The organism is Chryseobacterium sp. BGA-UO-ETr-SB22 (assembly GCF_059567885.1).
Genome location: NZ_JCAQOV010000005.1, coordinates 1 through 14,991 on the forward strand (window position 1 = coordinate 1; position 14,991 = coordinate 14,991).

The 14,991-nt window shown below is 36.6% G+C and carries 12 protein-coding genes and 1 rRNA gene; 12 read left to right on the top strand and 1 reads right to left on the bottom strand.

All coding sequences use genetic code 11. The features are described from left to right. The 12 genes from rrf to AC57AW_RS07270 all read left to right on the top strand — a co-directional run. Positions 1–71, top strand: a 5S ribosomal RNA gene (gene rrf / locus AC57AW_RS07215); the annotation flags it as partial. 725 nt (positions 72–796) lie between these two features. Beyond that, entirely contained in the window at positions 797–2,119 is a 1,323-nt protein-coding gene (locus tag AC57AW_RS07220; RefSeq protein ID WP_496351348.1) for a sigma-54-dependent transcriptional regulator, read from the top strand. Positions 2,120–2,472: 353 nt separating this feature from the next. Next, entirely contained in the window at positions 2,473–2,550 is a 78-nt protein-coding gene (locus tag AC57AW_RS07225; protein ID WP_077415921.1) for a potassium-transporting ATPase subunit F, read from the top strand. A 6-nt stretch (positions 2,551–2,556) separates the two neighbouring features. Next, entirely contained in the window at positions 2,557–4,251 is a 1,695-nt protein-coding gene (kdpA, locus tag AC57AW_RS07230) for a potassium-transporting ATPase subunit KdpA (RefSeq protein ID WP_496351349.1), read from the top strand. A gap of 178 nt (positions 4,252–4,429) precedes the next feature. Further along, a complete protein-coding gene (gene kdpB / locus AC57AW_RS07235; protein ID WP_496351350.1) occupies positions 4,430–6,469 on the top strand; it encodes a potassium-transporting ATPase subunit KdpB in 2,040 nt (679 codons plus the stop codon). 10 nt (positions 6,470–6,479) lie between these two features. Then, complete coding sequence (gene kdpC / locus AC57AW_RS07240) at positions 6,480–7,037, top strand: potassium-transporting ATPase subunit KdpC (protein ID WP_496351351.1); 558 nt, start codon at positions 6,480–6,482, stop codon at positions 7,035–7,037. A gap of 69 nt (positions 7,038–7,106) precedes the next feature. Then, the gene (locus AC57AW_RS07245) at positions 7,107–8,192 is read left to right on the top strand and encodes a porin (protein WP_496351352.1); all 1,086 of its coding nucleotides are present in this window, start codon (positions 7,107–7,109) and stop codon (positions 8,190–8,192) included. 57 nt (positions 8,193–8,249) lie between these two features. Continuing rightward, complete coding sequence (locus AC57AW_RS07250; protein WP_496351353.1) at positions 8,250–9,359, top strand: sensor protein KdpD; 1,110 nt, start codon at positions 8,250–8,252, stop codon at positions 9,357–9,359. A 6-nt stretch (positions 9,360–9,365) separates the two neighbouring features. Beyond that, on the top strand, positions 9,366–11,081 hold the full coding sequence (locus AC57AW_RS07255; protein WP_318848950.1) for an ATP-binding protein: 1,716 nt from the start codon (positions 9,366–9,368) through the stop codon (positions 11,079–11,081). A gap of 78 nt (positions 11,082–11,159) precedes the next feature. After that, a complete protein-coding gene (locus AC57AW_RS07260) occupies positions 11,160–11,627 on the top strand; it encodes a hypothetical protein (protein WP_496351354.1) in 468 nt (155 codons plus the stop codon). A gap of 32 nt (positions 11,628–11,659) precedes the next feature. After that, positions 11,660–12,118: a hypothetical protein gene (locus AC57AW_RS07265; protein WP_496351355.1), complete on the top strand. Its 459-nt coding sequence runs from the start codon at positions 11,660–11,662 to the stop codon at positions 12,116–12,118. Between the two features lie 56 nt (positions 12,119–12,174). Then, entirely contained in the window at positions 12,175–12,591 is a 417-nt protein-coding gene (locus AC57AW_RS07270) for an STM3941 family protein (RefSeq protein ID WP_496353871.1), read from the top strand. Positions 12,592–12,661: 70 nt separating this feature from the next. Here AC57AW_RS07270 and ligA read toward each other — a convergent pair whose 3' ends face one another. Continuing rightward, complete coding sequence (gene ligA, locus AC57AW_RS07275; RefSeq protein ID WP_496351356.1) at positions 12,662–14,668, bottom strand: NAD-dependent DNA ligase LigA; 2,007 nt, start codon at positions 14,666–14,668, stop codon at positions 12,662–12,664. Positions 14,669–14,991: the final 323 nt, after the last annotated feature.

The following is a 14,991-nucleotide window of genomic DNA, read 5'->3' on the forward strand; positions in this document are numbered from 1 at the left end:
TCCGAACACAGAAGTTAAGCCCACCAGCGCCGATGGTACTGCGAAAGCGGGAGAGTAGGCCGCCGCCAGTTTTTATTTTATTTTTAAAAAATCCTTTATCTTATGATAGAGGATTTTTTTTTGGTTTATACCTATACCATACCCAACTGAAACCTAACTCCAAAGCAAGCACAAACATACAATCCCAAACATCAGTAATAAGCAATAAATAATAAGTAATCATTAATGAATAACTGTTCCTATTGCTACCAGTATCAAACGCTTTACATTGATCATTCATCACTCATCACTCATCATTGATCATTTATCATATCTCCTTCCTTGTCACTCCGTAGGAGTCTAAACAAATACATTATTCTATTCTATCATCAAGTATATCTAAGATTATCAAATCACTTAAGTATTAAAAAACTTCTGTAGTATTCCTTAGAATCCTTTATACTCTGATCAATGTGGCTGGATTCCTACGAAATGACATAATTGGGATAGTAGATCTTAGAATGTAAATACTTACAACTCCTAGCCCCGCAACCCGGATCCCGAATCATTTATCATTCATAACTTATCATTTATTATTCGTCTCCCTCCTAGCCCCGATAGTAATGGTTACCCCGCAACTTAAGTAGGAGAGCCGATGGGTTTGAGCGAAGGAAAGCCAGGCGTGAGGAGTATGAATGGATAGCGGGAGAAAGCTCCTGAAATACCAGCTGTTATTCACTAAACTATTTCCTTATATAAACCTGTTTTACTCGAATAAATTCAATAAGTTTGTATCAGTTTTCCAAAAATAATTATAATGTCAGGAAACATTCTGATCATCGATGATGAGATCAAACTCCTTAAGTTACTGGGAATGATCCTCTCCCAAGAAAATTTTAATGTAAAAGAAGCTTCTACGGCACGTTCAGCAATGACAATGCTGGAGCAATATGATTTTGATGTTGTTTTAAGCGATGTCCGTCTCCCTGATGCTTTTGGAGTAGAATTGATAAAGTCTATTAAAAGCAAATATCCTCAGTTGGAAATTATTCTGATGACCGCATTTGGAAATATTACGGATGCAGTACAGGCGATGAAGAATGGTGCTTATGATTATCTTGTAAAAGGCGATGACAACGAGAAAATCATCCCGTTGGTATATAAAGCGCTCGATAAGGTAAAAGATAATAAATCAAGAGTTGTTCAACAAGTTGTGATCAAAGGATTTGACCAGATTATTGGTAAATCACCTTTAATTCTGCAGGCTAAGAAGCTAGCTGAAAAAGTAGCTTTAACGGATGCTGCTGTTCTTCTTACAGGGGAAACAGGCACAGGTAAAGAAGTTTTTGCCAGTGCCATTCATGAAGGGAGTGACAGAAAGAAAAACAGCTTTGTGGCAATCAACTGTTCAGCATTTAGTAAAGAGATTCTGGAAAGTGAGCTTTTCGGCCACAAGCAAGGGGCTTTTACAGGGGCTATAAAGGATAAAAAAGGGTTGATTGAAGAAGCCAATGGAGGAACTTTGTTCTTGGATGAAATTGGTGAGATGCCCATAGAACTTCAGGCTAAGCTGCTCAGGGTTTTAGAAACCAGAGAATTTATCAAAATGGGAGAAACGAAAGTTTCAAAATCTGATTTTAGATTAATTGCAGCGACCAACAGAGATCTGGAAGTCGAAATAAAACAGGGAAACTTTAGAGAAGACCTCTATTTCAGACTGAATGTATTTGAAATTAACCTCCCTTCTTTGCGCAATAGAAAAGAAGATTTGAAGGTACTTGCGAAGAACTTTATTGATCTTTTTTCTCACAAACTTCACCTGCCATCTGTTCAGGTGAGTCCGGACTATTATAAAGCGCTGGAAGTGAATGACTGGAAAGGAAACATTCGGGAATTGAGAAATGCCGTGGAGAGGAGTTTGATTTTAATGGATAATAATATCCTTGATGCTGGCAGCCTTCCACATTATTCTGAAAAAGTGGTTCCGGAAAGTGATTCTTTAAGCATGCGTACGCTGGAAAAAATACATATACAGAAAGTTTTACAATATACAAAAGGGAATAAAGCAGAAGCAGCCCGTTTACTGGAAATCGGTATTGCTACGCTGTACAGAAAACTTGAAGAATACGGATTGAAATAAATCTTTTATCATTTTAATAAAGAGCCTATCATTTTGATAGGCTTTTCTGTTTTTATATAGTTTGATTTTATAATGTAATGTATTGTTATTCAGTTTTTTGTCTGTTTGTTTTTAAAAATGGACTTTCTTTTGGCATATAGTCTCTGAATAAAATATTTAAAAATGACAATTTCAAGAAAAACGTTTAAAAAACGGGAGCATTCTACTTTTAGTCTGCTGATTGTATCGTACGTATTACTGACTCTTTTAACCCTAATGATTAAGATATGATGCTTATAAGTTTAATGCTGCTTTTTGCAGTATTGTTTTGGCTTTTATATAAATCAGTTGAATTTTTTGATAGAATATAAATTATGTGGAGTTTATTTTTCCTCTCAATACTTGCCTTTGTGTATATCTGTTATGTTTTAATTAAACCTGAAAAATTTTAATTGGTCATGAGTACAGAAATTTTAGGCATTATAGCAATGTTTGCTATCACATTAGTTATCGGAATTTTTTTAGGAAAATACATTGCTAATGTTTATGGATACAAAAAGACTTTTCTTGATCCGGTTTTTGAACCCATTGAAAAGTTTATTTATAAATTATCGGGAATTAATCCTGCCCGTCAGATGAATTGGAAACAGAATATGTACGCCATGCTGACGATCAATCTTGTATGGTTCATTATTGGATTTCTTCTTTTACTGAATCAGGCTTGGCTTCCTTTAAATCCTGATGGGAATCCGAATATGTCACCCGATCTGGCTTTTAATACAACCATTTCATTCTTAGTCAACTGTAATTTACAGCACTATTCGGGAGAAACGGGAGTGAGTTACCTGAGTCAGCTTTATCTGATGTTTTTGCAGTTTGTAACGGCAGCAACAGGGATGGCGGCAATGGCTGTTCTTTTCAAGGCTTTTAAAGAAAAAACAAGCACAGAATTAGGTAATTTCTATGATTTTTTCACAAAATCAATGATCAGAATCCTGGTTCCGATCAGTGTGATTGTTGCTTTCATCCTTTCTATGAACGGAAGTCCGATGACTTTCGAAGGAAAAGATCATATCATCACATTGGAAGGCCAGAAGGCGGATGTTTCCAGAGGCCCTGTATCTGCATTCGTTGCAATCAAGCACTTAGGAACTAATGGAGGTGGATTTTTTGGAGCGAATTCGGCTCATCCCCTTGAAAATCCTAATTATATTACCAATATAACTGAGATGGTTACTCAGATGATCATTCCGTTTGCATTGGTATTTGCCCTGGGCTTTTATCTGAAAAAAAGAAAACTTTCATGGGTGATCTTTACCGTAATGACAGTCGGTTTTCTAGCGCTTACCATTCCGAATGTTGTGAATGAAACAGGCGGAAACCCTCTGATTACACAAATGGGAACAGACAACAGTCTGGGAGCAATGGAAGGTAAAGAAATACGTTTTGGAAGTGCTTCATCCGGCTACTGGAGTATCGCAACTACAGTTATTTCCACAGGATCTGTGAATTCTATGCATGACAGTACAATGCCTCTTTCGGGGATGAATGAACTGCTTGCTATGATGATCAACTGTTTCTACGGAGGCTGCGGGGTCGGAATTCTGAACTATTTCATCTTTATCATTCTGGCTGTGTTTATCAGTGGTCTGATGGTAGGACGAACCCCAGAATTTATGGGGAAAAAGATTGAGGCCAAAGAGATGAAGATTGCTATGATTGTGGCTTTATTCCATCCTTTCTTAATTCTTGCGGGAACAGCTTTAACGGCTTATTTACCGGAGTTTGGAACAAAAACATTGAATAATCCCGGCTTCCATGGTTTCAGTGAAATGCTGTACGAATTTACTTCTTCTGCAGCGAATAACGGATCCGGATTTGAGGGACTGGGAGATAATACACCATGGTGGAATATTTCAACGGGAATTGTACTGCTGCTATCAAGATTCATCCCGATTATAGGCCCTATCGCTATTGCAGGACTATTAGCACAGAAAAAATATATCCCGGAAAGTTCAGGAACACTGAAAACAGATACAGCAACTTTCGGTTTTATGACCCTGGCGGTGATTTTACTGATTGCAGCGCTGTCTTTCTTCCCTGCATTGACATTAGGTCCTATTGCAGAGCAGATTCAGTATTTCTCAAAATAAAAATGTGAACATTAAAAATTAAAATCAATATTCAACCATTAAGGAATCCGAAAAGTTAGAGACAGCTAGTCTGACACTTACTGAAACGTTCACTTAATATTATCCATATCTATTCTCAGCATTTGGCATACCTTGATGGTTACTATTGATTTACAATGATATAAACTCTTTCAAAAAAATGAAAAATCAGTCACAAACATTGTTTCAAAGAGATTTGGTAAACGAAGCTATAAAAGAGTCCTTCGTAAAGCTGAATCCGAAAATTATGTTTAAAAATCCAGTCATGTTCCTGGTGGAGATCGGAACCGTTGTCATGTTTATCGTAAGCATGTTCAGCCTGACTGGTGATAAAACCCAGGGAAGCTTTTCCTATAACTTTTTAGTATTTATTATCTTATTTTTCACGGTACTTTTTGCCAATTTTGCAGAAGCTATTGCAGAAGCAAGAGGAAAAGCACAGGCTGATACCCTCAGAAAAACAAGGGAAGAAACACCAGCTAAATTGGTGATTGATAACAAACCCGGATTTCAGGTAGAAACAGTACTGAAAATGTCCGCTGAAATGACGTTAGGCGATATCTTCCTGTGTGAAGCGGGAGATCAGATTCCGATGGATGGTGAGATTATTGAAGGTCTTGCAACCATTGATGAATCAGCAATTACCGGAGAAAGTGCACCTGTAATTCGTGAATCCGGAGGAGACAAAAGTTCTGTAACAGGAGGTACAAAAGTTCTTTCAGACAGAATTAAAGTAAAAGTAACAACAAAACCGGGAGAATCCTTCCTTGATAAAATGATTGCCCTTGTAGAAGGAGCATCAAGACAGAAAACACCTAACGAAATCGCATTAACTATACTTCTGGCAGGATTTACCCTTACATTTATCATTGTTACCCTCACTTTAAAGCCATTTGCAGACTATGCGCAGACTCCAATTACTATTGCGGCATTTATATCTCTTTTCGTTTGTCTTATTCCGACAACAATTGGTGGTCTGCTTTCTGCAATTGGAATAGCGGGGATGGACAGGGCATTGAGAGCGAATGTTATTACCAAAAGTGGAAAAGCTGTAGAAACGGCAGGAGATATTGATGTTCTACTGCTTGATAAAACGGGAACAATCACAATCGGAAACCGTAAAGCAACCCATTTCCATCCTTCCAATGGAATTCAGCTTGACGAATTTATTAAAGCTTCCGCACTAAGTTCTGTAGCCGATGAAACACCGGAAGGGAAATCAATCATTGAATTAAGTGCTTTGAAATCCGAAGATTTATTGGTTGCAAATCCTACCTATATTGATTTTACAGCTGAAACCAGAACTTCGGGGATTGATTTTGATGAAACAAGAATCCGTAAAGGAGCTTATGATACGATAAAAAAACTGACTGAAAAAGCCGGGAATATCTTCCCACAGGAAACCCAGGAAGCGGTGACCAAAATTTCTGAAAATGGAGGAACTCCTCTGGTCGTTTCTGTGAATGAAAAGGTGTGGGGTGTTATTGAGCTTCAGGATATCATCAAAACCGGAATTCAGGAACGTTTCCAGAGACTGAGAAAAATGGGAGTGAAAACGGTAATGGTAACCGGAGATAACCCTTTAACCGCCAAATTTATTGCTGAAAAGGCAGGAGTAGATGACTTTATTGCCGAAGCTAAGCCTGAAGATAAGATGAATTACATCAAAAAGGAACAACAGGAAGGTAAGCTCGTAGCCATGATGGGAGATGGTACAAACGATGCTCCGGCGCTGGCTCAGGCAGATGTAGGTGTAGCAATGAACAGCGGAACACAGGCAGCGAAAGAAGCCGGAAACATGGTAGATCTTGATAACGATCCAACAAAGCTGATCGAAATTGTGGAAATTGGAAAACAGCTGCTGATGACAAGAGGAACTTTGACAACTTTCAGTATTGCGAATGACGTGGCGAAGTATTTTGCCATTATTCCTGCACTCTTTATCACTTTTATTCCTTCCCTTCAGAAGCTGAATATTATGAATCTTCACAGTCCTGAAACAGCCATATTATCAGCGGTTATATTCAATGCGATTATTATTCCGTTTCTGATTCCGCTGGCGTTGAAAGGAGTGGCTTATAAGCCGATCGGTGCAAGTGCCTTATTGAGAAGAAACCTTTTGATCTACGGTCTGGGCGGAGTAATCGTTCCTTTCATTGGAATCAAAATCATTGATCTGGTAATCAGTTTATTCTATTAAAATTTTAAAAATGAAAAATCATATTGTTTCAGCATTCAGATTAACTCTTGTAATGCTGGTGGTTACGGGAATTTATCTGGGCGTTGTATATGGAGGTTCTAAAATACTTCCCAACAAAGGAAACGGAGAAATTGTGTACAATAAAGGACAGAAGTTCTATGCCAATATCGGACAGGAATTCAAATCTGAAAAATACTTCCACGGCCGTCCTTCTTCAGTCAATTATAATGCAGCGGGAAGTGGTGGGAGCAACAAAGGTCCAAGTAATGAAGAATATCTGGAAACAGTTCAGAAAAGAATAGATACTTTAAAAATGAAAAACCCTGAAATGGGAAATTCGAAAGTTCCTGTAGAATTGGTTACGGCAAGTGGAAGCGGGCTGGATCCCGATATCTCTCAGGAAGGAGCTTTGTATCAGGCAAAGAGAATTGCACAGGCAAGAAATCTTTCAGAAGAGCAGATCAAAAGCTTAATTAATCATCAAACTGAAAAACCGTTTTTAGGACTTTTCGGACCATCAAAAGTAAATGTACTGAAGCTTAATATTGCTTTGGACCAATTAAAATAATTATCTAATAATCTAACAAGCCATGTCAAGGTTCTAAATCTTGACATGGTTAACATTCCCCAAATAAAAGTGAAAAAATATCTAGCTATATGTGCACTATCAGGGCTGTTTTTAGCCAAAGCACAATCATCAGACTCATTGAAAACAGGTAATAAAGTTACGTTTTCCGCTTATGCAGAACTTTTTTATACCTATGATTTTAATGAGCCGGGCAATCATATGCGTCAAAACTTTTTATACTCATATAACAGACATAATGAAATGAATCTTAATCTGGGATTGGTTAAAGCCAACTATCAAAGTGAAAATCTACGTGCCAATGTTGCTTTAATGGCGGGAACGTATGCCCAGGATAATATGGCTGCTGAACAAAATGCACTGCGCTATGTAAACGAAGCCAATATAGGAATCAAAATTTCCAAAAACAAGAATTTGTGGATTGACGCAGGGATCATGCCATCTCATATCGGTTGGGAAAGCGCTATAGGAAAGGATAATGTCAATCTGACAAGAAGCATAGCCGCTGAAAACTCTCCCTATTTTGAAACCGGAGCCAAAATTTCCTACACCTCAGATAACGGAAAATGGTTTGTAAGCGGATTGGTCTTGAACGGATGGCAGCGTATTGCCAAGCCGGAAGGAAACCAGAGTATTTCTTTCGGACATCAGGTGACTTATAAACCTAATGATAAAATTACCCTGAACAGCAGTTCATTCATAGGAAATGATAAAGCAAAAGAAGAAAAAAGGATGCGCTATTTTCATGATTTGTATGGAAACTTTCAGCTGACAGATCAGTTTTCTGCGGTATTGGGATTTGATATCGGTGCAGAGCAGAAATCAAAAGGAAGTGAGCAGTATAATATGTGGTACAGCCCGAATGTTCAGATGAAATATCAATTGGATAACAAATGGGCGCTGGCAGGAAGATTAGAATATTACAATGATAAAAACGGAGTAATTATCAATACCGAAACTCCAAATGGATTTCAGACCTTTGGATATTCTCTCAATGTAGATTATGCTATCTTTAAAAATGTTGTTTTCCGTACGGAGGCAAGAGGTTTTACTGCTAAAGATGCCATTTTTGCGAAAAATGATGAATTTAAAAAAGGTAATTTCTTCATTACAACAAGTCTCGCAGCATGGTTTTAGGAATCAGCTTAACCACAGTTGAACGTGTTTAAAGTAAAATTAAAAAGAATAAAATCAATGTCATCAGCAAAAGATTTTTTAGAACTGATTCAAAAGTCCCGTAAAGGAAAATTCAAAATTTATATCGGGATGAGTGCAGGTGTAGGGAAGAGCTTTCGTATGCTTCAGGAAGCGCATTCTCTTTTGCGAAATGGCATTGATGTAAAGATTGGCTATATTGAAACTCATGGCAGAGAAGAAACGGTAGCTCTTGCAGAAGGTCTCCCTGAAATTGAAAGGAAATCGGTTTTTTATAAAGGAAAGAACCTTGAAGAAATGGATCTTCAGGCCATTATTAATGAACATCCTGAAGTAGTTTTAGTAGATGAGCTGGCTCATACCAATGTAGAAGGCTCCAAAAATAAAAAAAGATGGCAGGATGTACTGGAAATCCTTGATAACGGAATCAACGTCATCAGTGCCATGAACATTCAGCACATTGAAAGTTTAAATGAAGAAGTAAAGAAAATCACCGGAGTGGAAGTGACAGAGCGGGTTCCGGATAAGATACTGGCACTCGCAGATGAAGTGGTGAATATAGACCTTACCGCAGATGAACTGCTGACTCGCTTGAAAGAAGGAAAGATCTATAAAAAAGAAAAAATTCAGACAGCGCTGAGCAATTTTTTCCAAAGCGGACATATTCTGCAGCTTCGTGAGCTGGCTTTAAAAGAAGTAGCCACCCACGTAGAAAGAAAGGTAGAAACAGAGATTAAAACAGAAAACTTTAAACCGATAAAATTCTTAGCCTGTATCAGCAGTAATGAGAAAATTGCCAAAACAATTATCCGGAAAACGGCAAGATTAGCCAGCTATTATAACAGTCCATGGACTGTTATATACATTCAGAAGCCATCCGAAAATCCTGAAAAAATAGCGCTGGATAAACAGCGGTATTTGATTAATAATTTTAATTTAGCACAGGAATTAGGCGCCAAAGTAGTCCGGGTCAAAGAAAATAGTGTTCACAACGGAATTCTGGAATATGTGATAGCCCATAATATCACAACGGTCTGCATTGGAAAGCCTCATGCCAGTTTCTGGCAGCGAATGCTGGGATACAGCTGGATCTATACCCTTATGAACAGGCTGAATGAAAGACAGATAGATATTATTATTTTATCTTAAAAAGTAATGAAACTTAAAACGAAACTTACCTTAGGCGTTGGCCTTTTATTTCTGCTGATTGTTCTGCTTTCAGTGATAGGTTCTGTATACATCAATAAATTAAAATCTGATACTGAAAAAATTCTTACTGCCAATTACAACAGTCTTGAGTTTTCTAAAAATATGCTTCTGGCTCTGGATCATATCAGTACAGACAGTACCGTTGCAGTAGCAGATTTCCAGAAAAATAACAAGCTGCAGGAAAAAAACCTTACGGAATTTGGTGAAAAAGAAGCCACCCAGAACCTGAATCTTCATTTCAATAGTTATCTGAAAGCTCCGGATATCAATAAAGAAAAATTGATCCGTGAGGATCTTGCGAAAATCATGTCTCTGAATATGAAAGGTATAGAACGGAAGAGTGATATCGCCATCATTACAGCAGAAAATGCCACTTTCTGGATCGTAAGTTTAGGAACCGTATGTTTTCTGATAGCTTTTATATTGCTTTTTAATTTACCACAAACGATTGCCGAGCCTATCAATCAATTGACATTCAGTATCAAACAGATTGCTGATAAAAATTATAATGAGAGGGTTCATTTTAAAGGAAGTGAAGAGTTTAGCAGTCTGGCAGATTCCTTCAACAGCATGGCAGAGAAACTTCAGGAGTACGAAAGCAGCACACTCTCTAAGCAATTGATGGATAAAAAACGGATCGAAACATTGGTCAATAATATGCATGATGCGGTGATTGGTCTGGATGAAAACCATTTTATCTACATGATCAATGATGAAGCTCTGAAGATCACCAACCTCCATAAAGAAGAAATTATTGGAAAAACGGCTCATGAAGTAGCAATCAACAATGATTTGATGCGTGAACTGCTGAAAAATATAGATCATCCGGTAAAAGATCCTATTAAAATCGTTCGGGATAACAAGGAAAATTATTTCGAGCAGGATATTATTCCCATCAATATTGTAAAAACAGGAGAAAAAGAGAAGAAATATATCGGAAAGGTAATTTTATTAAGAAATATTACGCCTTTTAAAGAACTTGATTTTGCCAAAACTAACTTCATTGCAACAATTTCCCATGAACTGAAAACACCTATTTCAGCAATCAAAATGGGGGTACAGCTTCTTGGAAATCAGAAATTCGGAGAACTGAACGAACAGCAGCAGGAATTGTTGAAAAGCATTAATGAAGATGGACAGCGTTTATTGGATATCACGGGTGAATTGCTTAACCTTTCTCAGGTAGAATCCGGAAATATCAGACTGACCGTAGAGAAATGCTCTCCTAAAGAAATTGTACAGACTGCTGTGAAAAATGTTGAAAAGCTTGCCGAGCAGAAAAATATCTCGATCAGTACAGAATATCATTTGGAAGAAAGCGACGCTGTAACTGCAGATTTTGATAAAACAGTTTGGGTGATGAATAACTTCCTTACCAATGCTGTGAAGCATTCTTTTCAGGATGAAAATATTCAGATTATAGTAGAAAAACAGAACTCGTTTATTCAGTTCAGTATTATTGATACCGGAAGCGGAATTGACGAAAAATACCACCGTCAGATCTTTGACCGTTATTTCCAGGTTCCCGGAGAACATCAGAATGGAACAGGCCTTGGATTAGCAATTTCAAAGAATTTTATTGAAAAGCAACACGGAGAAATAGGAGTGAAAAGTTCACTGAATAATGGAAGTACGTTTTATTTCAGACTGCCGGTTTCGTGAGGATTATTGTTATATCTTTGAATAAGAAAAATAACTGATTTTCTTAATTAAAACTTGTAATTCTATTCTTTTAAATTCATGGATACTTTTTTCTATTTGCCATTGGCAGGTATAACATTTTTTATCATTTCAAGTGTTTTCTTTTTTATACGGAACAAAAAAATTATCGAAAAGTATAAACAGCCGGATGCGGTAGTTTTTAAAAATATCAATGGTACCATTGTTTCAGTAAGTAAAGGAGGTCTTAGCTACAGTAAAAGATTTCAATGGTGTAGTTTTGAAATTTTTATGAATCAGAATTCTATGTTTTTGTTTCCAAAAGATTTTTATATCATTCCCAGAAATTGTGTTAATCTCAGATTTGGATCAGATCGCAGAAATACAAGAAAACCAGAAGTCTTGCGAGAGTTTCATATATATGACAATTATGTGGAACTGATTCTTTATCCTGACTGGATGCCCAATACAAAACGGACAATTTCTTTGGAAGGTTTAAACAAGGAAGAAATTTTACTGTTCAGGAAAGCTTTGCTGAAAGAAGCATAAACAGATATTCTTATATTTACGCTAAAATAGAAATGATAAAAACATTAGGATTGTTATTATTTTCAATGCTATTCAGTATCCAGATCTCTGCTCAGACATTCCCATTAGAACAGCTTAAAGGTTTCAACAAGCTTACTATGGATGAGTTTAAAAAGGAAATGAAACAGCTGAAGTTCAAATTTTATGATAGAACTGAAGGCTTAAGCTTCGTTGTCATTGAATATGATTCCCCAGACTACACCTCAAAAATAGGGAAGTTTGAGTATACTGAAGAAAAATCAGAAGACAGGATTGAATTTGAATTTAAAGATAAAAAAGAATATAATCAGTATCTGAAACTGATATTGGCAGATCAATATAAAGAAACAGAAAAAGGAAAGATTATTACCAAAGAACCATACGTGGATTACTACAGGAATAAAGAACATATCAGACTGATTTTGCCAAAGACCGGAGAAAGTTCTCCATATACTATTATTGTTTTTAAGTAAATTTAATAAGTATGGCAGAGGTTCATTTTTATTCCAATAAGATAAAAAGTCTTATAATGTTTATTATTTCATCTCTTTTCATTTTCATTTTTATTAATAAAGATTTGGAAAATGAAGGATTAGGTATAATAATCATTTATTACCTAGGGCTTTTACTTTTCTCGTTTGGATTTGTTTATTCAATACTGCTATTATTTCGGACAAAACCGTTATTAACAATTACTGATAAGCAGATTATCATTTATAACTTATTGAGAAAACCTATAACTATCAATTTTGAGGATATTTCGTCATTCTATATTTCAAATACAACATTTCGGGGAATAAAAACAAGTGAGTCTATTTGTATTACCATAAAAGGTGATCCTTTTGGCAGAAAAGGAAATATTATAAATACAGACCTGTTGAATGTGAAAACAAATGCTTTGTTGGAAGAATTGAATTGTAGAAGAGATATTATTTGTAAGAGCTAAGAAATTGATAACAAAAAAGGCTGTGAAATTGATCACAGCCTTTTTTATTTAATAATCAAATAATTATTCTTTATTGCTTCTCAATCAAATCCAGAAACTGCTGCTCATCCAGAATCGTAATTGTTCCAATATCCTGAGCTTTTTTCAGTTTGCTTCCGGCTTTTTCACCAACTACAAGATAGTTGAGGTTTTTTGAAACCGCAGAAATATTTTTTCCGCCATGCTTTTCTACCATTTCCTCAGCAGATTCTCTGGTGAATAATGACAATTTTCCGGTGAAAAGGAAAGTTTTCCCTTCCAGAACGTTGGATAAAACTTCATTGGTACTTTCTCCTTTTACAAGCTGTACTCCGTAAGATTTTAAACGCTCGATCATCAATACGTTTTCAGAATTCTGGAAAAAATCAACGATGCTTATTGCAATCTTAGTCCCAATATCTTCTACCTGACAAAGCTCCTCAACAGTAGCATTCTTTAATTCTTCAATGGTTGGAAAATTTTTGACCAGTTTCTTGGCAACTGTTTCCCCCACATGTTTTATCCCGATTCCGTATAATACTTTTTCAAAAGCAATTTCTTTGGATTTTTCAATTCCCGAAATGATATTCTGAGCAGATTTCTCAGCCATTCTTTCCAGCGGAAGAAGCTGTTCTTTTGTCAAAACATAAAAATCAGCAGGATTTTCAACCAGTTTTTCTCTGTACAGCTGTTCAATCGTTTCACTTCCCAGATTGTCAATATTCAACGCTTTTCTGGAAACATAATGAATCATTCTTCCTACTACCTGTGGTGGGCAGTGAAGTTCGTTCGGACAGAAATGAATGGCCTGATCTTCAACTTTTACAAGCTCGGTGCCACATTCTGGACAGTGTTTGATATATTCAATTTCTTTGCTCTCTTCCGATCTTTTATCTGTGTTTACGCCTACAATTTTTGGAATAATTTCACCTCCTTTTTCTACATACACGAAATCATGCTCATGAAGATCCAGTTTCTTAATGATATCTTCATTATGGAGAGATGCTCTTTTAACGATAGTTCCGGCCAGTAAAACAGGTTTAAGATTAGCAACCGGAGTAATGGCACCCGTTCTTCCCACCTGATAAGACACACTTTGAAGTTCTGTTTCTACCTTTTCTGCTTTAAATTTATAAGCCATTGCCCAACGTGGGGATTTGGCTGTATAACCAAGCTGTCTCTGCTGCTGTAATGAATTCACTTTTAAAACGATACCATCAATTTCAAAAGGAAGATTATGACGCTCCGTATCCCAGAAAGTAATAAATTCCTGTACCTCAGCCATAGTTTTACATAATTTTGCCTGCTGAGAAGTTTTGAAGCCCCAGCTCTGCGCTTTCTGAAGCAGCTCCCAATGGGTTTCTGCAGGAATATCTTCAGAAATAAACTGGTATAATACAGAAGAAAGTCCGCGTTTTCTTACCTCAGCACTGTCCTGCATTTTCAAACTTCCGCTGGCTGTATTTCTTGGATTCATGAAGGGATCCAGCCCCTCTTCCTCACGCAGTACATTGAGCTTATCAAAGTTTTTTCTGGTCAGATAAATTTCTCCACGCATAAAAAACGGCGTTGGAAAGTCACCTTTTAACGTCAGAGGAATATCTGAAATGGTTCGCACATTCGGAGTGATTTCATCCCCCTGAAAACCGTCACCACGGGTAACAGCCTGTGACAGCTTTCCATTTTCATAAAGAATAGAAATGGAAGCACCATCATATTTCAGTTCAGCAACAAATTCTACCGGATCTTCAATGGTTTTGATGATTCTCTTTTCCCAGTCTTCCAGGTCGTCAAAATCATAGGAATTATCCAGTGAGTACATTCTGAATTTATGCTGAATGGTAGGAAAAACCTTAGTAACACCACCACCTACACGTACCGTAGGCGAGTTCTCATCATAAAATTCCGGGTACTTTGCCTCCAGATCCTGAAGTTCCTGCAGAAGCATATCGAATTCAAAATCCGTAATGGTAGGAGTATCCAGTTGATAATAGTTGTCGTTATGCTGGTGAAGCTCTTTGCGGAGCTGTTCTATCTTTTGTTGAATGTTTTCAGACATTGGGTTTCTATCTTTTGAGCAAAAATAACTAAAGTAATTGCATTTAAAAAATAACAGAATTAAATAGTACAGGAAAATTAAAAATACGTAATATGTCTTAACAACTTGGTTTTGTATGGAATAAAGTATTTGTTTAAAGTAATTTAACATAACGTTCTGATTTAATTAAAAAAATGTTAAAACTTTCTTAAACACCCCGCTCTTAAAGTCAAAATACCTTTGCACATCTGATTGAAAGAAACCTCAACATGATCTATTAACATGAAAATCAAAGAGGTTTCCTGGCGAACATCAAAAAATTAATCATAAAGATCTTCGGAAGA

Coding starts and splice junctions, on each gene's coding strand:
- AC57AW_RS07220 (WP_496351348.1), top strand. CDS start 797: ATGTCAGGAAACATTCTGATCATCGATGATGAGATCAAACTCCTTAAG.
- AC57AW_RS07225 (WP_077415921.1), top strand. CDS start 2,473: ATGTGGAGTTTATTTTTCCTCTCAATACTTGCCTTTGTGTATATCTGT.
- kdpA (WP_496351349.1), top strand. CDS start 2,557: ATGAGTACAGAAATTTTAGGCATTATAGCAATGTTTGCTATCACATTA.
- kdpB (WP_496351350.1), top strand. CDS start 4,430: ATGAAAAATCAGTCACAAACATTGTTTCAAAGAGATTTGGTAAACGAA.
- kdpC (WP_496351351.1), top strand. CDS start 6,480: ATGAAAAATCATATTGTTTCAGCATTCAGATTAACTCTTGTAATGCTG.
- AC57AW_RS07250 (WP_496351353.1), top strand. CDS start 8,250: ATGTCATCAGCAAAAGATTTTTTAGAACTGATTCAAAAGTCCCGTAAA.
- AC57AW_RS07255 (WP_318848950.1), top strand. CDS start 9,366: ATGAAACTTAAAACGAAACTTACCTTAGGCGTTGGCCTTTTATTTCTG.
- AC57AW_RS07260 (WP_496351354.1), top strand. CDS start 11,160: ATGGATACTTTTTTCTATTTGCCATTGGCAGGTATAACATTTTTTATC.
- AC57AW_RS07265 (WP_496351355.1), top strand. CDS start 11,660: ATGATAAAAACATTAGGATTGTTATTATTTTCAATGCTATTCAGTATC.
- AC57AW_RS07270 (WP_496353871.1), top strand. CDS start 12,175: ATGTTTATTATTTCATCTCTTTTCATTTTCATTTTTATTAATAAAGAT.
- ligA (WP_496351356.1), bottom strand. CDS start 14,668: ATGTCTGAAAACATTCAACAAAAGATAGAACAGCTCCGCAAAGAGCTT.